This is a genomic window from Enterobacter sp. SCRI0065, from assembly GCF_059766475.1.
On sequence record NZ_JCBAJB010000007.1, the window covers coordinates 118421 to 140898 of the forward strand.

The 22478-nt window shown below is 50.2% G+C and carries 23 protein-coding genes; 11 read left to right on the forward strand and 12 right to left on the reverse strand.

The features are described 5' to 3' along the window. Nucleotide 1 precedes the first annotated feature (1 nt). From hypD to AC6EMZ_RS17785, 7 genes are all read left to right on the forward strand, one after another. On the forward strand, nt 2–1123 hold the full coding sequence (gene hypD / locus AC6EMZ_RS17755) for a hydrogenase formation protein HypD (RefSeq protein WP_498404088.1): 1122 nt from the start codon (nt 2–4) through the stop codon (nt 1121–1123). Further along, a complete protein-coding gene (gene hypE / locus AC6EMZ_RS17760) occupies nt 1120–2130 on the forward strand; it encodes a hydrogenase expression/formation protein HypE (RefSeq protein ID WP_498404089.1) in 1011 nt (336 codons plus the stop codon). Before hypD ends, hypE begins: the two co-directional genes overlap by 4 nt. Nucleotides 2131–2187: 57 nt before the next feature. Further along, nucleotides 2188–4260 carry a formate hydrogenlyase transcriptional activator FlhA gene (gene flhA, locus AC6EMZ_RS17765; protein ID WP_498404090.1) on the forward strand — a complete coding sequence of 691 codons (2073 nt, stop codon included), beginning with the start codon at nt 2188–2190 and terminating at the stop codon, nt 4258–4260. Nucleotides 4261–4447: 187 nt separating this feature from the next. Further along, nucleotides 4448–5449 (forward strand): siderophore ABC transporter substrate-binding protein EitA, encoded by a 1002-nt coding sequence (gene eitA, locus AC6EMZ_RS17770; protein WP_498404091.1) that lies wholly within the window; start codon nt 4448–4450, stop codon nt 5447–5449. Continuing rightward, a complete protein-coding gene (locus AC6EMZ_RS17775) occupies nt 5446–6483 on the forward strand; it encodes a FecCD family ABC transporter permease (protein ID WP_498404092.1) in 1038 nt (345 codons plus the stop codon). The genes eitA and AC6EMZ_RS17775 overlap by 4 nt, the downstream gene beginning before the upstream one ends. Further along, a complete protein-coding gene (gene eitC / locus AC6EMZ_RS17780; RefSeq protein ID WP_498404093.1) occupies nt 6483–7244 on the forward strand; it encodes a siderophore ABC transporter ATP-binding protein EitC in 762 nt (253 codons plus the stop codon). The genes AC6EMZ_RS17775 and eitC overlap by 1 nt, the downstream gene beginning before the upstream one ends. A 13-nt stretch (nt 7245–7257) precedes the next feature. Further along, nucleotides 7258–8487 (forward strand): MDR family MFS transporter, encoded by a 1230-nt coding sequence (locus tag AC6EMZ_RS17785; protein WP_498404094.1) that lies wholly within the window; start codon nt 7258–7260, stop codon nt 8485–8487. 3 nt (nt 8488–8490) lie between these two features. On the opposite strand, the gene AC6EMZ_RS17790 is transcribed toward AC6EMZ_RS17785, so the two are convergent. Then, entirely contained in the window at nt 8491–8835 is a 345-nt protein-coding gene (locus tag AC6EMZ_RS17790) for a nitrous oxide-stimulated promoter family protein (protein ID WP_498404095.1), read from the reverse strand. A 189-nt stretch (nt 8836–9024) separates the two neighbouring features. On the opposite strand from AC6EMZ_RS17790, the gene AC6EMZ_RS17795 reads away from it, so the two are divergent. Further along, nucleotides 9025–9255 carry a SymE family type I addiction module toxin gene (locus AC6EMZ_RS17795; RefSeq protein WP_498404096.1) on the forward strand — a complete coding sequence of 77 codons (231 nt, stop codon included), beginning with the start codon at nt 9025–9027 and terminating at the stop codon, nt 9253–9255. A gap of 697 nt (nt 9256–9952) precedes the next feature. Further along, nucleotides 9953–10537 (forward strand): hypothetical protein, encoded by a 585-nt coding sequence (locus AC6EMZ_RS17800; protein WP_498404097.1) that lies wholly within the window; start codon nt 9953–9955, stop codon nt 10535–10537. Between the two features lie 140 nt (nt 10538–10677). On the opposite strand, the gene AC6EMZ_RS17805 is transcribed toward AC6EMZ_RS17800, so the two are convergent. Beyond that, entirely contained in the window at nt 10678–11418 is a 741-nt protein-coding gene (locus tag AC6EMZ_RS17805; protein ID WP_498404098.1) for an abortive infection family protein, read from the reverse strand. Between the two features lie 110 nt (nt 11419–11528). Further along, a complete protein-coding gene (locus AC6EMZ_RS17810; protein ID WP_498404099.1) occupies nt 11529–12503 on the reverse strand; it encodes a type II toxin-antitoxin system RelB/DinJ family antitoxin in 975 nt (324 codons plus the stop codon). Nucleotides 12504–12736: 233 nt separating this feature from the next. On the opposite strand from AC6EMZ_RS17810, the gene AC6EMZ_RS17815 reads away from it, so the two are divergent. After that, nucleotides 12737–13870, forward strand: a complete 1134-nt coding sequence (locus tag AC6EMZ_RS17815; protein WP_498404100.1) for a DUF3800 domain-containing protein — start codon at nt 12737–12739, stop codon at nt 13868–13870. A 263-nt stretch (nt 13871–14133) separates the two neighbouring features. On the opposite strand, the gene AC6EMZ_RS17820 is transcribed toward AC6EMZ_RS17815, so the two are convergent. The 4 genes from AC6EMZ_RS17820 to AC6EMZ_RS17835 all read right to left on the reverse strand — a co-directional run bounded on the left by AC6EMZ_RS17820 (nt 14134) and on the right by AC6EMZ_RS17835 (nt 18309). Beyond that, complete coding sequence (locus tag AC6EMZ_RS17820; protein ID WP_498404101.1) at nt 14134–14340, reverse strand: hypothetical protein; 207 nt, start codon at nt 14338–14340, stop codon at nt 14134–14136. A 434-nt stretch (nt 14341–14774) separates the two neighbouring features. Next, a complete protein-coding gene (locus AC6EMZ_RS17825) occupies nt 14775–16247 on the reverse strand; it encodes a hypothetical protein (RefSeq protein ID WP_498404102.1) in 1473 nt (490 codons plus the stop codon). A 637-nt stretch (nt 16248–16884) separates the two neighbouring features. Then, a complete protein-coding gene (locus AC6EMZ_RS17830; protein ID WP_498404103.1) occupies nt 16885–17997 on the reverse strand; it encodes a hypothetical protein in 1113 nt (370 codons plus the stop codon). Nucleotides 17998–18108: 111 nt separating this feature from the next. Next, nucleotides 18109–18309 carry a helix-turn-helix transcriptional regulator gene (locus AC6EMZ_RS17835; RefSeq protein ID WP_447489353.1) on the reverse strand — a complete coding sequence of 67 codons (201 nt, stop codon included), beginning with the start codon at nt 18307–18309 and terminating at the stop codon, nt 18109–18111. A gap of 212 nt (nt 18310–18521) precedes the next feature. On the opposite strand from AC6EMZ_RS17835, the gene AC6EMZ_RS17840 reads away from it, so the two are divergent. After that, nucleotides 18522–19109 (forward strand): hypothetical protein, encoded by a 588-nt coding sequence (locus AC6EMZ_RS17840; RefSeq protein WP_498404104.1) that lies wholly within the window; start codon nt 18522–18524, stop codon nt 19107–19109. A 77-nt stretch (nt 19110–19186) separates the two neighbouring features. Here the strand turns inward: AC6EMZ_RS17840 and AC6EMZ_RS17845 are convergent, their stop codons facing one another. The 5 genes from AC6EMZ_RS17845 to AC6EMZ_RS17865 form a co-directional block, all read right to left on the reverse strand. Further along, complete coding sequence (locus AC6EMZ_RS17845; RefSeq protein WP_498404105.1) at nt 19187–20116, reverse strand: tyrosine-type recombinase/integrase; 930 nt, start codon at nt 20114–20116, stop codon at nt 19187–19189. 43 nt (nt 20117–20159) lie between these two features. Further along, a complete protein-coding gene (gene radC, locus AC6EMZ_RS17850; RefSeq protein WP_498404106.1) occupies nt 20160–20612 on the reverse strand; it encodes a RadC family protein in 453 nt (150 codons plus the stop codon). Between the two features lies 1 nt (nt 20613). Continuing rightward, on the reverse strand, nt 20614–21075 hold the full coding sequence (locus AC6EMZ_RS17855) for a hypothetical protein (protein ID WP_151260390.1): 462 nt from the start codon (nt 21073–21075) through the stop codon (nt 20614–20616). Between the two features lie 118 nt (nt 21076–21193). Beyond that, nucleotides 21194–21586, reverse strand: coding sequence for a DUF2787 family protein (locus AC6EMZ_RS17860; protein WP_498404198.1), 393 nt, complete (start codon nt 21584–21586; stop codon nt 21194–21196). Nucleotides 21587–21934: 348 nt separating this feature from the next. After that, a complete protein-coding gene (locus tag AC6EMZ_RS17865; RefSeq protein WP_498404107.1) occupies nt 21935–22423 on the reverse strand; it encodes a hypothetical protein in 489 nt (162 codons plus the stop codon). Between the last annotated feature and the right edge of the window lie 55 nt (nt 22424–22478).

Genomic DNA, 22478 nt, shown 5'->3' on the forward strand with positions numbered 1-22478 from the left:
GATGCGCTACGTTGATGAATATCGCGCGCCGGAACAGGTGATGCAGCTGATTGAGCATCTCAAGACGCGCGCGAAACGGCTGGATTACACCGCCGCGCGCCCGCTGCGCATTATGGAAGTCTGCGGCGGGCACACGCACGCCATCTTCAAGTTTGGCCTCGACCAACTGCTGCCGGAGAATATTGAGTTTATCCACGGTCCGGGCTGTCCGGTGTGCGTCCTCCCGATGGGCCGTATCGACAATTGTATTGAGATTGCCAGCCAGCCCGACGTCATTTTCTGCACCTTTGGCGATGCGATGCGGGTGCCAGGAAAAAACGGCTCGCTTTTACAGGCCAGAGCGCGCGGCGCGGACGTGCGTATCGTCTATTCACCGCTGGATGCGCTCAGGCTGGCGGCAGAGAATCCGGCGCGCAACGTGGTGTTCTTTGGCCTTGGGTTTGAAACCACCATGCCCGCGACGGCCATCACGCTACAGCAGGCCAAAGCCCGCAAACTCAGCAACTTTTACTTTTTCTGTCAGCACATTACGCTCATCCCCACGCTGCGCAGCCTGCTGGAAGAACCCGATAACGGCATTGATGCGTTTCTGGCACCGGGCCACGTCAGCATGGTGATCGGTACCGAGGCCTACGGCTTTATCACGGCGGAGTATCATCGTCCATTAGTGGTCGCTGGTTTCGAACCTCTTGATCTACTGCAAGGCGTAACCATGCTGGTTGAGCAGAAAATAGCAGCCCTGAGCTCGGTGGAGAATCAATACCGTCGCGTTGTGCCAGATGCGGGCAATGCGTTAGCGCAGCAGGCTATCGCCGACGTTTTTGCCGTCGAGGGTGATAGCGAATGGCGTGGTCTGGGATTGATTGCCGAATCTGGCGTGCATCTGACGCCCGCGTATCGCGAATTCGACGCCGAAGCGCATTTTCGCCCGCAGCCACAACAGGTGTGCGATGACCCACGCGCCCGCTGCGGAGAGGTACTGACCGGCAAATGCAAACCGCATCACTGTCCGTTATTCGGCAAGACCTGTAATCCGCAAACCGCGTTTGGCGCGCTGATGGTCTCTTCCGAAGGGGCCTGCGCCGCATGGTATCAGTATCGCAATCAGGAGTGTGAAGCATGAACAGGGTTGAAATGGCGCACGGCAGCGGCGGCCAGGCGATGCAAACGCTGATCGGCGAGCTGTTTATGGAAGCCTTCGCCAATCCGTGGCTGGCGCAGCAGGAAGATCAGGCGCGCATCGAGCTGGCGACACTGACCTCGCAAGGCGACAGGCTGGCCTTTTCCACCGACAGCTACGTTATCGATCCGCTGTTTTTCCCCGGCGGTGATATTGGCAAGCTGGCGGTGTGCGGCACGGCAAACGACGTCGCGGTCAGCGGCGCGGTTCCGCGTTATCTTTCCTGCGGGTTTATCCTGGAAGAGGGTTTACCCATGGAGACGCTGAGCGCCGTAGTCAACAGTATGGCGCACACCGCGCGCGAAGCGGGCATTGCCATCGTGACCGGCGACACCAAAGTGGTGCAGCGCGGCGCGGCAGACAAACTGTTTATCAACACGGCCGGAATGGGCGCGATCCCCTCGGATATCCACTGGGGCGCGCAGCAGCTGGCGGTTGGCGATGTGCTGATTGTCAGCGGCACGCTGGGCTGTCACGGGGCGACGATTCTGAATCTGCGTGAAGGTCTGGGGCTGGATGGGGAATTGATCAGCGACTGCGCGGTCCTGACGCCGCTCATCCAGACGCTGCGTCCGCTTCCGGGGGTGAAGGCCCTGCGCGACGCCACGCGCGGTGGCGTGAATGCGGTTGCCCACGAGTTTGCCGCTGCCAGCGGATGTGGCATTGAGCTACTGGAGCAGAGTCTGCCGGTCAAACCTGCGGTACGCGGCCTCTGCGAGTTACTCGGTCTCGATCCACTTAACTTTGCTAACGAAGGCAAACTGTTAATCGGCGTCGAACGTTCGGCAGCAGACGCCGTACTGGCGCAACTGCGCTCCCATCCGCTGGGCCAGAACGCGGCTATTATTGGTGAAGTGGTTGAGCGCAAAGGGGTGCGCCTGACTGGACTTTACGGCGTGAAACGCACGTTGGATCTCCCCCACGCTGAACCGTTACCCCGAATTTGCTAGAACCGCGCCAAAAGCGGTCAGCACTCTTATTTTTTTGCCAGTTTCTGTGGAAGCAATATGTCGTATACACCGATGAGCGATCTTGGACAGCAGGGTCTTTTTGATATCACGCGTACACTTTTACAGCAGCCCGATCTGGGCTCGCTTTGCGAAACGCTGACGCAACTGGTCAGGCAGTCTGCCCTTGCGGATAGCGCGGCTATCGTGCTGTGGCACGGCGTGCATCATCGCGCCAGATATGTTGCCCTGCGTGAAAACGGGAAAGCGTACGAGTACGAGGATGAAACCGTACTGGCAAATGGCCCGGTTCGCCGTATTCTTTCGCGTCCTGATGCGCTGCATTGTAATTACGAAGAGTTTCAGCAGGCCTGGCCGATGCTGGCAAAGAGCAATTTGTATCAGCCGTTTGGCCATTATTGTCTGCTGCCGCTGGCGGCCGAGGGGCGTATTTTCGGCGGTTGTGAATTTATTCGCGATACTGACCAGCCCTGGAGTGAAGCTGAGTACGAACGTCTGCACACCTTTACCCAGATTGTTGGGGTAGTTGTAGAGCAAATTCAAAGCCGCGTGACCAACAATGTCGATTACGATCTGCTGAGCCGCGAGCGCGATAACTTTCGTATTCTGGTCGCCATCACCAACGCGGTGTTGTCCAGACTGGACATGGATGAACTGGTGAGCGAAGTCGCCAAAGAGATCCATCATTACTTTAATATTGACGCGATCAGCATCGTGCTGCGCGGTCACAGCAAGGGCAAACTGACCATCCACTCCACGCACTATCTGGATGAAACGCATCCGGCGCATGAACAGAGCGAAGTGGACGAAACGGGAACGCTTTCTGAGCGCGTTTTCAAAAGCAAAGAGATGTTGCTGCTCAACCTTAACGAGCGCGATGAACTGGCGCCTTACGAGCGCATGCTTTTCAAAACCTGGGGCAACCAAATTCAGACGCTGTGCCTGCTGCCGCTGATGTCCGGCAATACCATGCTCGGGGTGTTAAAGCTGGCGCAGTGTGAAGAACAGGTCTTCACCACAACAAACCTTAAGCTGCTGCGCCAAATCGCGGAGCGAATCGCCATTGCGCTTGATAACGCGCTGGCCTACCAGGAGATCCATCGTCTGAAGGAGCGGCTGGTGGACGAGAACCTGGCGTTGACCGAGCAGCTCAATAACGTCGAAAGCGAATTCGGTGAAATCATTGGCCGCAGCGACGCGATGTACAGCGTCCTGAAACAGGTCGAGATGGTGGCGCAAAGCGACAGCACGGTGCTGATCCTCGGCGAAACCGGCACCGGCAAAGAGCTGATTGCCCGTGCCATTCACAACCTGAGCAACCGCAACAGCCGCCGCATGGTGAAGATGAACTGCGCGGCAATGCCTGCTGGATTGCTGGAAAGCGATCTGTTTGGCCATGAACGCGGCGCGTTTACCGGTGCCAGCAGCCAGCGTATCGGCCGCTTTGAACTGGCGGATAAAAGTTCGTTATTCCTTGATGAAGTCGGCGATATGCCGGTCGAGCTTCAGCCCAAGCTGCTGCGCGTATTGCAGGAACAAGAGTTTGAGCGCCTGGGCAGCAACAAGCTCATTCGCACCGACGTGCGTCTTATCGCCGCCACCAATCGCGACCTCAAGCAGATGGTGGCCGATCGCGATTTCCGCAGCGATCTCTATTATCGTCTTAACGTCTTCCCTATTTTACTGCCGCCCCTTCGCGAGCGTCCGGAAGATATCCCTCTGCTGGTCAAAGCCTTCACCGCCAAAATCGCCCGCCGAATGGGGCGCAATATCGACAGCATTCCCGCAGAGACGCTGCGAACGCTTTCCGCGATGGAGTGGCCTGGCAACGTGCGCGAACTGGAAAACGTAATTGAGCGCGCGGTTCTGCTGACGCGCGGTAGCGTATTGCAGCTGTCTCTGCCTGAAATCATGATGCCGGAGCCGACCATGCCTGTGGCGGAAGTGGCGCAGGAAGGTGAAGACGAATATCAGCTGATTATCCGCGTGCTGAAAGAAACTAACGGCGTGGTCGCCGGGCCGAAAGGTGCCGCGCAGCGATTAGGATTGAAACGTACGACGCTGCTTTCCCGCATGAAACGCCTCGGAATTGATAAAGAACTGCTCGCCTGATCCCTATGCCGCGCGCTGCGCGGCATGTCTCCCTTGCAAAATCCATTTAATAACAATGCGTTATTATCATTCATTGACACGATATATATTGCATTGTATAAAACCCCGCCTCAATAATGAGTTTCATTTGCATTACAAATCAAAAATCAGGCTTACGCATAATAATTTTAATGAAGGATAGCGTTTCATGAAAAAGGTCATCTGCGCATTGGGAATGGTGTTCGCAACGGCGGGCTCCGCGTTTGCCACCACTTATCCTTTGACCATCGAGAACTGTGGGTACAAAGAAACATTCACTAAAGCCCCTGAGCGCGTGGTTGCCCTGGGACAAAACACCGTCGAAATTCTGCTGCTGTTAGGGTTGCAGGATAAGGTCACCGCTAGCGCCTTTTGGCCGACCAAAGTGCTGCCGCAGTTGGCCAATCAAAATGCCAAAATTAAAACGTTGACGGTGGAAATCCCGACGCTGGAATCGATCCTCGCGCAAAACCCTGATTTTGTCCCTGCACAGCTACCGCTCCTGCTAGGGCCTGAAAGCAAAGTCGCAAAACGCGAGGATCTCGCGACCGTTGGCGTGAACAGCTATATGTCCCCTGGTATGTGCGCGACCAAAAAAGACATTGGTGATATGTACGGCAGCCGTCAAAAGCTGTGGGACATGACCTTCCTGTATAAAGAAATTGAAGATTTTGCCAAAATTTTCAACGTCGAAGACCGCGGTCAGGCCTTAATTGCCGACTTCAAAAAGCGCGAAGCCGATTTGCGTCAGGAGTTTGGTAAAAATAAAAAAGACCTCTCCTTCGTATTCTGGTTCTCCAGCGCCTCTCCTTCTGCTGACGCTTACGTAGGCGGCAAGAACAGCGCGTCTGGCTTTATCGCGAACGTGCTGGGCGGCCACAACGCCATTACCTCAGAAACAGAATGGCCGACCGTCGGCTGGGAAAGCATCATCGCGGCAAACCCGGATGTGATTGTGGTTTCCAGCCTCGACCGTAACCGCTGGGCGCTGGATAACGCGCAGGAAAAGATTAAATTCCTCAAAACCGATCCCGCCGTCAGCCAACTGGATGCCGTCAAAAAAGGTCATATCGTGATCATGGACGGTCAGGCGATGAATCCGACTATTCGCACCATCTATGGCGCGGAGCAAATTGGCGAACAGCTCAGAAAATTAGGGCTGGATAAATGACAGCAGTGGTCACGCAAGCGCGGCAGGGTTGGTTTTTAAGCGCATCGTGTTTTGTGGCTATTGCCGTACTGATGCTGGTGATTGCGACCGGCGTCAGCGTGGGCGAGCTTTCCATTCCTTTGGAGAGTGTGTTTTACGCTATCGGCAATAAGCTGGGGCTGACCAACGTCCCGCTCAGCCGCATTTATGAAAGCGTGATATGGGATTTTCGCCTTAGCCGTGCGCTGGTAGCCGCCTGCTGCGGCGCGGGGCTGGCGATCTGCGGTGCTGTGCTGCAAAGCCTGCTCAAAAATGCGCTGGCGGAACCCTACGTACTCGGCGTGTCTGCGGGTGCCTCCACCGGTGCGGTATCGGTGGTGGTGATGGGGATCGGAACCGGCGCTGTTTCATTGTCTGCGGGTGCCTTTGCGGGCGCTTTCGCCGCCTTTGCCTTTGTCGCATTCCTTACCAACGGCGCGCGCGGCGGCAATGAACGCACGATTCTGGCCGGCGTCGCTGCCTCACAGCTTTTCAACGCCATCACCGCGTACACGATCAGCACCTCTGCCAGCGCGCAGCAGGCTCGGGATGTGATGTTCTGGCTGCTGGGGAGCTTTAGCGGCGTGCGGTGGCCTGAATTCCAGCTGGTGCTGGTGGTCGTGCTGATAGGTCTTGCGGTCTGCCTTTATTACTCGCGTGCGCTGGATGCCTTTACCTTTGGCGATGATGCTGCCGCGTCATTAGGGATTGCCGTTCCGTGGGTGCGGCTGATTCTGTTTACCACCACGGCGCTGATTACCGCCACCATCGTCAGCATGGCTGGGTCAATCGGATTCGTAGGGCTGGTGGTTCCGCATATCATGCGCTTCTTCTTTGGGCCACTGCATCGCACGCTGCTCATTGCCAGCGCGCTGGCGGGTGCCATCCTGATGGTGCTGGCAGACATCGCGTCCCGGTTACTGATTGCACCGCAAAGCCTGCCCGTCGGCGTTGTCACCGCGCTGGTCGGCGTGCCGTTCTTCGCTCTTATTATCTACCGTTCAAGGAATAAGTGATGAGCATCACCGCTGAAAACATTACCTGGAAGGTAGGGAAAAAGGTCATCGTTAACGAGGTTTCGCTCAGCGTCTCCCAGGGCCAAACCGTCGGGCTGCTTGGCCCCAACGGTTCAGGTAAATCCTCGCTGCTGCGCGTCCTTGCCGGGTTACGTCGTCCGTATTCCGGCACCGTGTCGCTGGACGGTCAGAACATTAGCCAGATGGCCAAAAAGCAGCTGGCACGACGAGTGGCCTTTGTCGAACAGCACGGCATGACCGACGCCAATATGCGCGTTCGCGACGTGGTGAAGCTGGGGCGCATTCCGCACCATTCTCCGTTTTCCAACTGGAGCGCGCAGGATGATGGCATCGTCAATGCGGCGCTTGAACGCGTGGATATGCTCAACCGCAGCGAACAGGGCTGGCTGAGCTTATCCGGCGGCGAGCGTCAGCGCGTGCATATCGCCCGTGCGCTTGCGCAAACGCCTACTGAAATCCTGCTGGACGAACCCACCAACCACCTGGATATTCACCATCAGATTCAGCTCATGAAGCTTATCAGCGAACTGCCGGTGACCAGCATTGTGGCTATCCACGACCTTAACCATGCGTCTATGTTTTGCGATGCGCTCATCGTGATGCAGCAGGGCCAGGTTGTCGCCACGGGATCGCCGCAGGATATTCTCACCGAAGCGTTGCTGTGGGACGTATTCCGCGTCGAAACAAGAATCGAAGCCTCGCCTTATCACGGTAAAAAACACATTCATTACATCGCTTAACGCCAGGTTATTTATGTCTTTGTTTCTCTTGCGGCCCGCCACACGGCTTTGGCCGCCTGTTCTACTGGGTAGCCAGTTTGTCTTCAATATCGGCTTCTACGCCGTCGTGCCCTTTCTGGCGATCTTTTTACGCGATGACATGATGCTCTCGGGCGGGCTGATCGGGCTGGTACTGGGGCTGCGAACGTTTTCACAACAAGGCATGTTTATTGTTGGTGGCGCGCTTTCTGACCGATACGGCGCCCGCGTGGTGATCCTCAGCGGCTGTATTGTCCGCGTTGCAGGCTATCTGCTGCTGGCGTTTGGGCAAACGCTATGGCCGATTATCATAGGGGCATGTCTGACCGGAATCGGTGGTGCGCTGTTCTCCCCATCGATTGAAGCGTTGCTGGCAAAGGCCGGAACCCAAAGCGAAGCACAGGGCAAGCGCAGCCGCGCCGAATGGTTTGCTCTGTTTGCGGTATGCGGTGAACTGGGCGCGGTACTCGGCCCCGTGGCAGGCGCATTGTTGACAGGGCTAGGGTTTCGCCAGGTTGCGCTGGCCGGTGCGGGCGTATTTGTGGTGGCGCTGATGGTGTTGTTTTTCTGCCTGCCGCCCACGCAAACACATAAGCAGACGCTTAATATTACGCCGTGGTGGACCACGTTTCGTCAGCCGCGTTTTGTCGCCTTTATTATTGCCTACAGCTCATGGCTCTTAAGCTATAACCAGCTCTATCTGGCACTGCCCGTTGAAATTCAGCGTGCTGGCGGGAGCGAAAAGGATCTCGGCCCGCTGTTTATGCTGGCTTCGCTGCTGATTATTGTGCTTCAACTTCCGCTTGCGCGGTACGCCCGGCGCGTGGGGGCGACGAGAATATTACCCGCCGGTTTTGTGATAATTTCGGCGTCGTTTGTTAGCGTGGCGCTTTTCGCCTCCGCTGAACCGGCGCAGGGCTGGTTGCGCCTGTTACCCGCAGCCTGCTTTGTCACGTTATTAACGCTCGGGCAGATGCTGCTCGTGCCGGCTGCGAAAGATCTGATCCCGTGGTTTGCACAGGAATCGACGTTAGGCGCGCATTACGGTGCGCTTGCTACCGCCGGAGGTTGCGCAGTACTGGCGGGTAATTTACTGTTTGGCAGCCAGCTTGATGCAGCCCTGGTGCCTTCTAAAGAGGCGATGTATCCGTGGCTACAGCTGGCCATTTTCCCGCTGTGCAGCGCGATCGCCATGGTGTGGATTTGCAAGCCAATGCGCACCTAGCGTCTACTTTTTCGGGCGATATTTCTCCGGCAGCTCCGGCACCGGACGGCGATCATCAATGAGATGGCGAATGGTCAAAATGGGGTGTCGCCATAACATCCGTGGCCCTGCCCAGCGCATCACCTGCTTCATCTCTTCGCGTTTTATCGGCTGGTAGCAGTGTACCGGACACTGCTTACAGGCCGGTTTCTCTTCGCCAAACACGCATTTATCCAGACGTTTTTCAGCATAAGCGTTAAGCGCCTGATAATGTCCTTCTTCCTGCAAGGCTTGCGGACACTGCTTTTCATACAGCGCAATCATCCTTCGGAGGGTCTCTTTTTCGCGAGAGATACGTTTTCCAGACATGAGAAGTTACCGACTGATAAGATGCATTGATAATACCTTTTTAAAAGCTGCATTCCAGCCCGATTTCATTTTTTGCATTCTGTTTTCTGAAGGTGGCTTCCAGTAATACATTTGTGAACGCTCCTTTTTACTGGCATTTTATACAGGTGTTTTTAATCCCGTATCGCACACCATCCTACCGGAGCCTGTATGTCTGAAATCACCCTGATTCAACCGCAACGTCACCTCAAAGTCGGCTATTTTAGAAAGCGCCATGAAGACCGAAAAACCAAAATTCCGACACGCTATAGCGTTCATGCTGCGCTGAGCCTAAAAGGCGACTGGCTCGAAAAGGCGGGTTTTAAGACAAATTCACAGGTCAGCGTCGTCGTGGAGCACGGCAAATTACTCATTGTGCTGATGGATGAAGAAGCGACGTAAAGACACGACATTTTGCTGCGCCACGCCATTTTTTCATGCGACAATAGAAGGAACTCACGGCCATTTGGTCGCTCAAAGCGCAACAATTTCAATGAAATGGACATCATAACTCCATGAGCACAATCGATAATTTAAACGCACATACCCCAATGATGCATTGGGGTGTTATTACTGATTAATAAAGATATTTTATTAATTATATTTAAAACCTACAATTCAACCTATAGTATATGTAAACAGTGAATGCCAGATGCTTATAGCTTTCGACATTTTTGTTTATCGAGAGTAGCTTGATTCTTACAAGCAATGCTGGCCTGCTCCCCATAAATTGGCATATCTCAATGTTATCAATGTCTGCTGTGGCACAAAGCAAACTTTAATGATCGGACACGATGTCAGCGGTCAGGACGGTCGTTCAGGGTTAAAATGATGAGTACCACTTCGTGGCTGATTCGCCAGCAGGATCGTTTTTCCACGTTGAGCAGTAATCGTCACTTTTATCTTCTCAAAAGACAATAATCCAGATATTGCAACAATCCTCCTTAATTAGTACCTGTCCTGCATCAATCTCTCTCATCTTCTCCGCAGATCCGCCCCCCCAGTTCCGGAACTGAACGAAAGACATAATCAATTTTAGTTGATCTATAATCAAAAAATGATTATGGTGTTGTTGTTGAAACAGTCAAACAGGTTAGTTATGAAGCTTTCTGAACATATCGATCTTTTCTTTGACGGGAATAAATCTGCTTTTGCTAAAAGTATGAGTGTTACTCCTCAACAAGTTACAAAATGGGTTAACGATGACTGGATCATTGTTGACGGAACTCTTTACAGTCCCAGAAGGGATTTAACCAGAGGCAATATGATGAAACGTAAGAAATTTTTGGCAAGCATATTTTGCGGTGCTCAATATGCTTTGGCCGAGTTAAGGGAACACAACGCCCAGGGACCTAATGCTAATGGGATAGCACAAAATGCCCGCAACACCATTGAGTTACTGGCAGAATTCTTTAAGAAAGAGAATTATAATATTTATATGGTTGCTTATAACAATAAAACACAGCAGTTTGAGATTTATTCCTCCCAACCTGCTTTTGAGTTAGGTGTTACTTATTTCCATATATTTAATCCGGGTAGCATCCTGTTTTCCTATAACAATGACATGAAGTCTGAGGATACCTTTGATGTTCCCACTGACCCCAGCCGGCTGGTAGCCAACCGCTTTGATCCTTATGCGTTTACGATACTGCGCCAAGAAATTCAGCAGGCGTTTAGTCAGTAAAGAAGTTTATTTAAAGCTTACACAGGTGATCATCAATTGTTAAACAATAAGAGTACGGCCAGAGTTCGACATTCTGGCCGTATTTCACTTCTTCGTTGATGCTCTATCTGTTCGCTGTGAGCCTCATATTTTTATTAAAATTAAAGCAATTCATCAATATAAGTCATAATGGAACGAACCAGATTTATGGCAAAACGCGCATCGGCTTCATTAAGCAAAGTTTCAGTAGGATGGGCCATACTGTAATTATTGCGTAGGTTATTGATTCCATGAAGTATTGCGGCAGATGACTTCAACATTTTAAATACATCTTCATTTCTTCCATCATCCGGCAACGCCTTGAGATGTGCAGTTATCAGGGAAAGTAAGCCTGGAACATTATTATTTGTACTATTGGTCGCAATTCCATGGTTTGCACACATTTGTCTTAATGAAGCATGAAGAGCTGTATGGACACGATCATATGCCCTGTGTGGTCCATTTTTCTGAAGCAACACTTCCGCATCTTCTAAGGCCTGGTAAATGTTTTCGTTCACATTTTTCACTGGCGCTGCGGAAACATTTCTTTGCCCATTCTGATTAACAATGTCCTTTACTTCATTGAATAACTCAGTATTGGCATTGCTGATAAATCGTTGAACATTATCCAGCGCCCAGATTTTAGAAAGGTTATCAGCGTCCCTGGCCAGTGTGCTTTCTATGGCAGAGATGGCCACCCCTTTCAGCTCAGGGTTGTCCCAGTGAACATGCCGGTAGAATTGATTCAGCCCTTCCGGAACATCTTCACATTCTGTAACAGCAAACAGCTCCCGCCAGTCACCTTCGTTAAATTTATCAGCAAGGATTTTGGCCAAATTAATTTGTGAAACTTTATTCAACATACTGCTCCCTTGAAGTTTGTACTTCTTAATTGTGTTTACCGGAACGGCGTCTCAGTAAACGAAATCCGTGTACTGCTGTACCCCTTACTCTGCAATACTGAAGTTATTATTCATGTTTTCTCTCCCGGATTAATTTTGCCAGCCATTTCATGGCGCAACACGACTAAGTAGGTGTCCACCGTAACGGCTAGGCTGGCGGCGGCCTGCTCAGGCGGAGTGGAATTGTCTCCCTCTTCGTGTCCCATGGCGTACATATGAAATTCACTTATACCACCGAGGAAACGAAATCCCATCTCATACTTTCCGGTCTGCGAGTTTCTGATGGCTTTCCCGTACACGCTACCTGGCAAAAATACCCTACTCTCCAGACAGGGGAACGCCAGACCGGCATTCTCCAAGACATTTTCATGTGCCAGGGACCGGGCCTGCATCCGCACGATCCAAGCGTCTTGCGGATAGTCATCCGGCTGTATGACTGATACCGTGACGTTCTCGTCACGGTAAACAAATTCACGCGCAGGCTCCGGGCGCACCAGCAGGCCGGTATCACGCAGTACAGACTGCAGTCGGTCAAACTCTGTTTCGTACGCCTTCAGGGAGATCTCAAAGGCATTTATCACCCGGGTGGGCAGCGGTAGTTCCGCCGGTAAATCCGACAGCGCAAAGTCACATCCTGTAAGGTGATAGTTAACCCGAGGCAGCATCCGGCGCGCAGCGGCAGAAGGATGGCTATCTTCCGGCAAGGTTTCCAGTCGCCAGCTGCTCTGCTGTATTTCTGCGGCCTGACGGGAGAGCGACATCTTCGCAACGGAGAGTTCAGTAAAGGCGGAGTTTCCGGATTGCAGGATATCGCGGATTTTATGCAGTTGGTTAAGGGCATCGTCAAACTGGGTGGCGAGGGCGAGCGTGAGATCGGCGGCCGTGAAGATCCGGGTATCGACCATGAAAGGGAGCCGGTGATGCTGGGCAAGATACTGCCAACAGAGAATAATATACTGTGTGGCGTTCAGGCCCAGCTCCCCCAGAACGTCGTCACCGCTTTTCTTGAGTTCACCCTCGATCTTGATATTTATGGCTGCCATCATGTTTCCTCTTTTTTGTGTAGTAATAATATGCCACCATAAAATCATGTAGTAAATATGCTACACCATTATTTATCACGCAAAGATAACTACACAATCTCTCATTTTGCTTTAGCTCCCTCATCAGATCCGATTTCTGTCATAAGCAGATCACTTGCAGTCAGTTGCAGGATAGTTTTACATTCACTTGAATTTTGCCGTTTTGCTTCCTCTTGCCCGATTAAGGATATTTTTTTATGCATTTTTATGTGGATGAAACAGGCCATACCGGCCCGAACCTTTTTGACCAAACTCAGCCCGTACTCTCTTACGGCGTACTCTCTTCGCCAGACGACCTTGACAAGTTGGCTGAATCGGCACTCGCTGCGCTGCGAAAAAAATTGGGCGTGACGCGCCTTCATGCCGCCGAACTGGGCATGCATCGTCTGGGTGACGTAGTAGATACACTGCTGGTCCTGCAGAAGAAGCACCGCATCCGTTTTGATATCTGGCAGGTGGTGAAGCGCGATCACGCCATTATTTCATTCTTCGACCAGGTGTTCGACCAAGGCATGAATCCGGTGGTACCCTGGACGGCCTACTGGACTCCACTGCGCTATCCGCTTCTGCTGAATCTGGCCTATCTGTTTGATGATGCACTTGCGGAAAAAGCCTGGCGTGCCCGCCTCGAGGCTCATGATGAACGTTCTGCCACACTGTTTTGTGAAGTCTGTAGTGTGCTGCTTTCACGTGTAGATACACTGGGTGATCCACGTTTCATTGAAATTGTTACCGATGCACTGTCCTGGGCGATGGCCAACTTTGGTGAGCTCGGCTATAACTGCAAAACCAATAAAGAAAAACTTCAGATCATGCCCAACATGATTGGGTTCCAGTCAGTCCTTCATGGGATTTGTAACCGCCTAGGTGCCCCCAACCGTAAGGCCAGTATCATTGTTGACCAGCAATCGCAGTTCAACACAACCCAGCGTGAGCTAAGCGTCTTTTATCTTCAGATCCGTGCCCAGCCGTGGGAGCTGGGGCCAGGACTTCCGGTGATGGACATGAAGAACATGCCTGAGAAGCCTCTGGTCTTTCAATCCGGAACCCAAAGCGCAGGGCTTGAGCTGGTTGATATCTATCTGTGGATCTTCAAGCGTTTTATGGAAGATAAAGAGCTGACCAAACCCCTTTCCCGTCTGGTTTACATCAACCTGAAAACAGCCCTGACCGATAGTGTTTCGCTGAAATCGATCGGTAATCGATTTAAAGAATGTTTCGAAAACTTGCCTGAGCCGACGGAGGAAATGATGCAAAAAGGGCGCGAGTACCTCGAGCGCGAAGAAGCCCGCCGCCTGCAGCACCGCGTACCAGCTATCCCCCAGTCCTGACAGGCGTTCGTCACAATGATTAGTGCTGATGATGCAGTGCCTCCTCAAGAGGATCGAATCCGGACAGTTCAAAGGCTACCGCGGGTCAGCACTGAACACCGGAATCCACCCACGGTGCACGATTGCGTCTTGGTCCGTGGGCTGCGCCCCAGGACCGACGTGCAACTGACCTAACGGCTGGATGTGGGGGAATAGGCCATCCGGAAATGGAAGTCCGGCCAGACACAGATGGGGCAGTGACAAAAAAGCCCCTGCCAGGGCTTTCACTGGATTCTGGGCATGTAGAACTGACGGCTTTTTACCATCCGTTCTAGACCTTCCAGATCTAACCTCTGATTAATGCGGATATTTTGGTAAACCTCAAGCATGACGGCGTACTTGCCCGTCAGGTCCTCATTGCAGCGCAGATCTAAATCGCTGATACGAGCGCAGCCTTCCCCGATATCAATCCAGTTAAGCAGCGACCACATCTCGATCTGCCGCGCAAAGTCTTCTGTGTCCGGATACCCCTGGAAAATTAACGGCAGCCCGTTGTCTTGCGCGTACCCTGTGCAATAAATGCGCGAACTACATCGGAGCGGCTCGGCTTAAAACGGGGATCGATGGAATCGATGATTGCATCAACCTCTGCGAGTTGCTGCTGGGGAAGCCGGTGACGGCTGAGCACCTGCAGAAAAATATTACAAAACCTAATTCTATCTTTTTTATCTCTTTTTTATTCAGGTCATCGATCCGGCAACACCCCATGGTGTCGTCACATTCAGCCTCTTGGGTGCTGTGCTTGAGGTAATCAGCTTGACGTGTATGACCTTCCTTCTGCTCCCCGATGACCATGACAAATGCGAACTTCCGCTTCTCGCTCAAAGCGGACCAATATCCCTCACGGTAAACGACATTACCTCCTCTAATGCTTTTTCTCTATCATAAGATATGGGTGGTCCCAATCAGTAACTTCCCGGTATGAAACAAAACCATCGTGCTCCAGTGCACATACGCAATTGTGATTCGCGACATAGTCATACACCGCCTTACTCTCTAAGCCCTGAAGCATATGAGACAGCAACTTTCGGCGCATGACATCTGACTTCCAGCGTTTACGCGCTACCACATCTTTATAGGTCATGTTGAATGGCTGTCCTACCGCATTGGTAACGCATTTACCGTAGCGATTGGTTTTCGCTGTAGCTTCGTAACTATCCAACAGTACGGCTAAATCACGTCGTAGAGGGGCTAAAAAACGCTTCCAGCGTTTTAGCACTCGCTTTGCCTCTGTCAGGCCTAACTTGCGATTCAGCAAGCGTCTGGTGCTGGATTTTAGTGATAGCGTGACAAACCCGACATTGAATACGCTGGAAAACCTGAATTGCTTCACCAGTTCTTCCACAACACGCAATTCCCGACAGATATATTTGGTTTCGAGCACCTCCAGCGACTTGGCCGAAATGCCAATACTCAACAGCTCATGTCGTAGTATCTCAAGCTGGCATCCCTTGATGTCATAATTATGCCCACGTCCCAGGCAAGCCCACTTAATACCTGATGGCAAGCTCTGAAAACCTGTACCAACCTCAAAAGATCTCCCACCGATATGCGCAGTTTTATAAGATTGCCTGTAAGAAACCGTTAACGGTGATTCTTTCACCAGATCCACGCCCGTTTCAGCCAGTCGCGACAGGAAGTTGAAAATGAATACATTGTTCTTCTTCGTGGGATTCTCATTATAGTAATCCAGCAATGCATCCAGATTGATTTCTAGCGGCTCAAGGTTGTCCCATACTCTCACAACCAGCTCCCTGAAGGCTGCGTTAGGGATATCGCGTTTAGATTGCTTGTGTTTAGCATGCTGCCCACGGTCGATCGCAACGCCGATCAGTTCATCAAATGAGTAGCTTTTACGCTTGGTGAAAATGTCAGTCAGATAATGGTAACGATCCTGACGGCTAAGGTATGCCTCGCGGTCGTTGCCAAACAACTTACGCAGGAAACGTTGAGAAACAGCATATTCCCGGCAAGAACTTTGAGCATTGGAATAGCCGGTTAGTTTGATAATTCCTGCGATTGCCAGCGCCTCCATTGCACGCTCATAGGCTGGCCCACTTTTCTTAAATACTCCGGGAAGTTTCTTCCGTCCCAGCTCAAATGGTACTGGCACAGAATAAGACCATTTTTTATTCGCCTTAATCTTTGCTTTTTTCTTGTTCTTACGACTACAGGTAGCGACACAAATAACATGCTGAAGGAATACTGCTATATTACGATAAAATGGACGCTTTAGGCTTGGCACACCATTATAAGGAATACTGAAAACAACTTCTTTGAAATAATCCAGCGTTGAATCCGTCACAAGGATATTGTTATGCGTAATGTAGGGTTTCATAATTCACCTGTATATAGAGATCAAAGCACCATGCTCTGACCCCATTTATTTACAACTGAATTACTCAAAATTACGCGTGAACCCAACAAGGTTCAGATGGTTATTATTAGATGATAATATTGGAGGCTGGAGCCTCATGATAGCTGATACTGGATAATGGCTATAGTATGTAATAGCATATATACAATAATATAAGTATAGAGTGTATATAGAGCATATTACACACTGCTATATACCTTGTAGAAGAAAGTAGCGAATAAATATCAGCTCAGCCAGAATGGGATTAGCGGATACGTAAAACGCTACCGGTTATTAAGCGGTGCAACTCCACCCCGATAATATTCAATAGCGGTTGTAGACACATGTTATTTCCTGAATTTTCATCTTTTGATACCTCGACTTTGCTCAAACTGCCGAATCTTGCAATTGTCAGAGTCAGGGAAAGTCATCGCCGGTTTACCCTTACCATTGTACGAGGCGCGAATCTGACACAGAATGACACCGGTAGTTAGGCGGTCTGTCACACCAAAGTCTGGTAACGATAGGCGGTTTAAAACCTTCATTTTTCAGGTTTCTGATTTAACATTTCCGCAATTGCTATAACATGAAAACAAACGGCATCCCTGCCCTGCCAACATTATCCCTTCTTCAGACGCGATTGAAGCCACTTCTGCCGGTGCTCAAATTGCCAGTATTGCGGTTGCGCCAGAATTCCAAGCTTCTCCACCACTAGCGGTAACAGAGTCCATATACTCTCTGAATCAAACAACTCTATAAGGTACTGCTTCATGAGTTTATCAACGCGCTTGTCAGCAGCATCTTTCGTTGGGCTGACGCGCTTACCATTCAGCATCTCAGATGGCTTGTAATCAGCTCGGGCAACTGGATAAGGAACATACTCACCGAGTAATCGGGCAAAGTCAGGTTCAAGTCCAGGATCTATCAACGCATTGCGGTCATAAAATGCGAGTTTAGATACCAGATTATCCATCTTTAGTAGATTACTTAGCATGAGCTTTTGCTTGCCAGGGGACAAACGTAGCTCAAGACGCAGGAAGCGGCGGAACTGTTTTTCCTCAAACGTAAGCAGCGCTTGTTCATATCTTTTCTCTGTACTTATTTCCGGCGCATCAACCTTTTCGTAGATGGATGCTACAACGGTCCTAGAGCCCAGCCGTAATCCTTCTTGTTCCCCATGTAAGTCATTAAACTTCCCTCTTCGGACACAAGCTAACCCAATCAAATAGTCATGGATCTTCATTCCCACTACATCCAGCGCGTAATGAATAGTTGTTATCCATGCATTGCGCAATCCCCAGTACAGATACTTACCAATACGCCCTTCCTTCCCCAGCCACACGAATAAATCCGTTATCTGCTCAGAAGAATAGTGCTGGGGACTGATTTCTGTACGCTGAAAACCACGTTTGTCACTCGTGGGATCAAAGTAAATCACCAGCATTATAGGGTGTTTACGAGTTTTACCTTCCAGTCGTATTTCTACCACACTGCGATAATGTCCACCGCACTCATCCTTGCCAGCAGGACGAACTTTTATCAGGTAGTCACCGCCCGAGACAAGACCAAGCAACCGCTGTTTGAGTTCAAGATTTTTCTTCCAGCCATGCATGTCCGTGACCCAAGCTAGTTTATCTAACCCTCCGCATACAGACTGGCCTGCACTATTCACGCCCAGAGGAACTTTGCCACGTAAAGATGTCACCCGTTCACGATTAAATTGTTGCATCATATTCTGCTCCGATAGCTCATAGCAGTAACAGTGATCCCCCTTCATATGCAGGTATCATCACTGTTACTGGTTATATGGTTGGTATGTCAGGGGTTGTACGAGGCTTACAGATCACTGTGTATCGCTAATTCCGCGTGACAGAATCCAGTTTTGAATTTCATTTGCTCCCCAGCCCACAGCCCGACCGCTATCACCAGTCAGTTTTTTAGATTTTGGAAAGTCTCCTTTGGATATGAGCCGGTACAACGTCGCGGACGAGATCCCGGTCAGGTTAAGAACTTCTTTTTTGCGGAGAATACGGTTGGTGTTCATGCTTGTGCTCCTTTGAGCTGTTTCAGGAGCTACGCCATTTACATTGCAGCTTTTAAGCTTTTAAAAGCCGAAGAACACCGTGTCTTAGGTAACGCCAGGCTAAAAACACCGAAATAATGAGGCTCATAATGTACACTTAACGTTCACTATCAATGATTTTTGTGCGAAAGTACTATGAGCCTCATACTGAACAAAAAGCATACGGAGCTATAATGGATAAACCTCGCAAAATCATTGGAAATATGGTTATTGATCCCAGCCCAAACACCATTGGAAAGAGAAACAAAGAGGAAAGTAGAAGGAAGTCCGGTTTGAAACAATTCAAGCTGTATTTTGGCTTTGACGTTGAAAGAAAGCTTGCCGAGTTGTATCTACATCAGTACGGGCACCATTACGTTCAGGAAGGAAAAAGGTATAAGGATACCGAAGGTATTGCTGATGTACTGAGCTGTTGCATCAACTACTACTATGAACACGTTTTGAGTAAACAACATGATACTGCAGAGATTGCAGTACACGCCGCCAATAGTCCGTTAAGCCACGAGATCTATCGGCTTCATCAGATCGTTGCTTTTAGGCATGCAAGTTTGCGGGGAACCGAGGGAAGTAGAAGCATGTTGCGTTCCGTAGCATCGTTTATGACGAACAATGATTATACGCCTCTAAAAGCAGTTCTAAATCCTAATCGTTACATCAACAAAACAGTGGCAAAATGGGATATTGATGACATTGAAAACTTACTGGATATCGCCACTGTGTGCGAATTGATTGAAAAGAACAATAAACGAGAATTGAAATAAGTTTTTCCTTAAGCAGCATTGAAATAATGTCAGCCGAACATCAAAAAAAGAACCTCCTAAATCCAGGTAAAAATGCTCTACCAGCACTTAAAACGCTTGCTAGCATTCACTTTCATGTCTTCATCACGATAGTCATAGCGAGTTGTCGTGGATATGTCGCTGTGGCCTGCCAACTGGCGTACGGTGTTGATATCCACGCCCTGCTCCAGTAAGCGGGTAATGAAGGTGCGCCGCATATCATGCGGAGTAAAACGCGCTATACCTGACGACTGCTGTAACTCAGCCAGGATACCTGTTAACCCGGTCGTAGTCAGCAGCTTGCTGGCGGCCTTACCGTTACGCTGAATACGGCTGAAGAGTGCGTTTTCAGTTTCTTTTGAGCTGACTTTCAACCATGCACGGATAGCTTTGTTTACTGTATCAGCCACGTGAATTTCACGGTATTTACGCCCCTTCCCTTGCCTCACTGTCAGGATGCCGTTGTCATAGTCCCGACGCTCAAGTTTAACCAGTTCCCCTGCCCGCAGGCCTGTTCCACAAAGCGTCAGCACAATAGCGACATCACGGCAGCGCCGTACCGGTTGCGGATGCTGTTTTGCAGCCTGAATCAGTGCCCGGATTTCCGACTTGTCTAACGCCCTTCCCTTACGCTGGATATCGCCGCTGACGCGCTTAACTGACCGGATACGGGCCAGCGTTTCGGCATCCATGCAATTGAGATTAAAGGCCGTCTGCGCCATGCTCCGGAGTGCTGACAGCGCCATGTTGACCGACGACACGGCGTAACCATAATCCAGCAGTGCCGCACGTACTTTAGCGACAGCGGCGTAGTTTAGTTGTTCCCAGGGATAGTTATCTGCATCCGCACCGCGTTTAAGTATGCCTGCGCTGCGGTCTAACAGGCTGGTGATACCCCGCCGCCCCGATGGTGCCAGACCGCCAATATACGCATCGAACACGGTGGTTTGTACCATAGGCACGACCTGACGTAACACTGCCCTGCTCATATGTAACCGTGATAACGTACATTAAACCAAGTAACTTTCAGCATCACACCAGCCCCCGTTCAGCCATTGACACTGTTTCAGCCCCTGCCACGATAAAGTGGTCAAGCAACCGCACATCCAGCATTTCCAGTAGTTCCTGAAGCTTTTTGGTCAACTGGATATCGCAACGGCTGGGTTCAGGCTCGCCGCTGGGGTGGTTGTGGACAAGGATGGCTGCGGCAGCGTTATGTTTCAGCACACGTTTGATAACTTCGCGGGGGTGAACGTTGACCGTGTTTAATGTGCCCCTGAATAGTATTTCGCGATGCAGCAGCTGATTCTGATTATCGAGCAGGATGATGCCAAACTCTTCATGCTCAAGCGGTGCCAGCTCAACCATTACGCACCGTCGAACATCATCAGGGGAACAGAGTTGAACCCCACGCTGGTAGTACCGGCTGATAATGTCTTGCGCCTGGTCAAGGATACGGGTTTCACGTTGGGTAAACATGGTCATTTCAGAACTCCCGTTCAATGAAGTAAATGGCACCGGGAAACAGCTGGCGGCGGGTTACGCCAGTACGCAGGGAAAAGGCTTTACAGGGCATGGTGTTTCGCCCATTGCTGTCGAAGAAATAGAGCGTTTCTTCATCCATTTTGACCAGAAGGGACCAGTGAAACTGGTCGCTGAGCATAATCAGGCGAGAATGGTCAGTGACGTCCAGAAACCGCTGCATTTCCCTGAAAAGCCGCCCGTCTGATAATCCCCGCTTCCCGGCAAAGGGTCTGGTGATTTGAGCCGGGAACTGGCGGCTGTAATGCCCTTTCTGCAACACCTGCGCCATCAGCCAGTCTAAACGGTCTTCTTCAATCCCTTCAGTCAGCCATTCATGCAAAGGCCAGCGCTGCTGATAAACCTGAATAAGCCGGTTCATTAACGGGCGTCGTTTCACCCTGCCGTCATACAGCCAGCTCAGCATATTCACCACACAATAAGCACCGCAAAGACAATCCAGTTCGCCCTGTTGAGACGCACGTATCCCTCTGTTATCAGTCACAGATAATTCCTCATAAATAGTTATGGTTAGTGCAGAGGGATTAGCTTTCCCAGAGAACGGTAATGGCGTAGACGTTCATGGCGTGATATTGAATAAAGTTGGATTGCCAGAGTTCAAACAGCTCCCTTCCGGCGTTAAGAGACAGGTCACCCACATGAGCCAAAAAGACGTATTGCTGACTCCAGCTGATATCAATTTCCTTTTCCAGTTCGGGGTATACTGTCCCCATATAACTGTAATCAGTAATGTAATCAAAACACCATTCATCACTGTGTGAAATAAGCCGTATTTCGACAGGATGGTAACCACCCTTTTCAGCGCTGTAACTCAGGTCTTTAAATAACAAACTGACGGCTATAATTCGAGTTTTATGCGGTGGAGGGCTTCCCACCTCATTTAATATAATATTTATTAATTCCTGGGCGACGGGCATAGCAAGCCCTTCCTGATGTATTTTGTTCATTTCAATCTCATACGTTATTTGACTGGTAAATAATTAGCTTCATTTAATATAATCGTTAAATAAATCAAGCCTAAATAAAAAATAGTCAGGCTAGTGTTCTTTAAATACAGTTACCACTCCTGTGAAAGATTACTATTAAGCGAACAATTAATTAAATGATAACTTGCATGACTGACTAGCTGCTAATAATAACACTTTCCACTAATGGCATTATATCAAACCAATATATAACGAGCAAATAGTTTCACAAAGAAACTATTGCTATGTAAATTAGAAAGGAAGGAAGCAACTCAGGGAAATAATAGTTTCAGCACGAAATTACTTCGAAATAGCCTCCAGCAATTGTTTACGCTGCTCCACCGAAAACGTCAGTAACTGATGCGCCAGTGAAATCACTTCTGTTGGCAAAGCTGGCTGGGTTAACGCAAGATCGTCAGCCACCTGTTCAAGTGCCTGCTTCAACAAGCGGTCACGGGAATGGGGCTTCATCGTCTTGAACAACTGAACCCAGAGATTAAGCTGTTCGTCAGTACCATACGGAGAAACGACATATTGAGTGGCTTGCTCTGCCCGCTCACTTTTCAGCGACATTCCCGCAGCGCGAATATTGTACTCAAAGCCCTTGTGCCCGGTTCTCTTTCTTTTGATTTCAGGGTGCAATACTGCCAGCTTCTCAAGACGCAGGCGGCAGCCCTTAGCCGTACCCGGCATTCCCGCTAATCCAACGAATGCCTGTGCCGAAAGCCATTGTTCACTGTCACTTTCATTCTCAAAAGTAGTAGATGAAACGCCCAAAATATTTTTCATAAACTTAATCCAGAATATCAATACGTTAAAAGAAGGAACCCAAAAAAACCACAAA

What these genes read in the sequence shown, in the direction of transcription:
- hypD (WP_498404088.1), top strand. Translation starts at nt 2, where the DNA reads ATGCGCTACGTTGATGAATATCGCGCGCCGGAACAGGTGATGCAGCTG.
- hypE (WP_498404089.1), top strand. Translation starts at nt 1,120, where the DNA reads ATGAACAGGGTTGAAATGGCGCACGGCAGCGGCGGCCAGGCGATGCAA.
- flhA (WP_498404090.1), top strand. Translation starts at nt 2,188, where the DNA reads ATGTCGTATACACCGATGAGCGATCTTGGACAGCAGGGTCTTTTTGAT.
- eitA (WP_498404091.1), top strand. Translation starts at nt 4,448, where the DNA reads ATGAAAAAGGTCATCTGCGCATTGGGAATGGTGTTCGCAACGGCGGGC.
- AC6EMZ_RS17775 (WP_498404092.1), top strand. Translation starts at nt 5,446, where the DNA reads ATGACAGCAGTGGTCACGCAAGCGCGGCAGGGTTGGTTTTTAAGCGCA.
- eitC (WP_498404093.1), top strand. Translation starts at nt 6,483, where the DNA reads ATGAGCATCACCGCTGAAAACATTACCTGGAAGGTAGGGAAAAAGGTC.
- AC6EMZ_RS17785 (WP_498404094.1), top strand. Translation starts at nt 7,258, where the DNA reads ATGTCTTTGTTTCTCTTGCGGCCCGCCACACGGCTTTGGCCGCCTGTT.
- AC6EMZ_RS17790 (WP_498404095.1), bottom strand. Translation starts at nt 8,835, where the DNA reads ATGTCTGGAAAACGTATCTCTCGCGAAAAAGAGACCCTCCGAAGGATG.
- AC6EMZ_RS17795 (WP_498404096.1), top strand. Translation starts at nt 9,025, where the DNA reads ATGTCTGAAATCACCCTGATTCAACCGCAACGTCACCTCAAAGTCGGC.
- AC6EMZ_RS17800 (WP_498404097.1), top strand. Translation starts at nt 9,953, where the DNA reads ATGAAGCTTTCTGAACATATCGATCTTTTCTTTGACGGGAATAAATCT.
- AC6EMZ_RS17805 (WP_498404098.1), bottom strand. Translation starts at nt 11,418, where the DNA reads ATGTTGAATAAAGTTTCACAAATTAATTTGGCCAAAATCCTTGCTGAT.
- AC6EMZ_RS17810 (WP_498404099.1), bottom strand. Translation starts at nt 12,503, where the DNA reads ATGATGGCAGCCATAAATATCAAGATCGAGGGTGAACTCAAGAAAAGC.
- AC6EMZ_RS17815 (WP_498404100.1), top strand. Translation starts at nt 12,737, where the DNA reads ATGCATTTTTATGTGGATGAAACAGGCCATACCGGCCCGAACCTTTTT.
- AC6EMZ_RS17820 (WP_498404101.1), bottom strand. Translation starts at nt 14,340, where the DNA reads ATGTGGTCGCTGCTTAACTGGATTGATATCGGGGAAGGCTGCGCTCGT.
- AC6EMZ_RS17825 (WP_498404102.1), bottom strand. Translation starts at nt 16,247, where the DNA reads ATGAAACCCTACATTACGCATAACAATATCCTTGTGACGGATTCAACG.
- AC6EMZ_RS17830 (WP_498404103.1), bottom strand. Translation starts at nt 17,997, where the DNA reads ATGATGCAACAATTTAATCGTGAACGGGTGACATCTTTACGTGGCAAA.
- AC6EMZ_RS17835 (WP_447489353.1), bottom strand. Translation starts at nt 18,309, where the DNA reads ATGAACACCAACCGTATTCTCCGCAAAAAAGAAGTTCTTAACCTGACC.
- AC6EMZ_RS17840 (WP_498404104.1), top strand. Translation starts at nt 18,522, where the DNA reads ATGGATAAACCTCGCAAAATCATTGGAAATATGGTTATTGATCCCAGC.
- AC6EMZ_RS17845 (WP_498404105.1), bottom strand. Translation starts at nt 20,116, where the DNA reads ATGAGCAGGGCAGTGTTACGTCAGGTCGTGCCTATGGTACAAACCACC.
- radC (WP_498404106.1), bottom strand. Translation starts at nt 20,612, where the DNA reads ATGACCATGTTTACCCAACGTGAAACCCGTATCCTTGACCAGGCGCAA.
- AC6EMZ_RS17855 (WP_151260390.1), bottom strand. Translation starts at nt 21,075, where the DNA reads ATGCTGAGCTGGCTGTATGACGGCAGGGTGAAACGACGCCCGTTAATG.
- AC6EMZ_RS17860 (WP_498404198.1), bottom strand. Translation starts at nt 21,586, where the DNA reads ATGCCCGTCGCCCAGGAATTAATAAATATTATATTAAATGAGGTGGGA.
- AC6EMZ_RS17865 (WP_498404107.1), bottom strand. Translation starts at nt 22,423, where the DNA reads ATGAAAAATATTTTGGGCGTTTCATCTACTACTTTTGAGAATGAAAGT.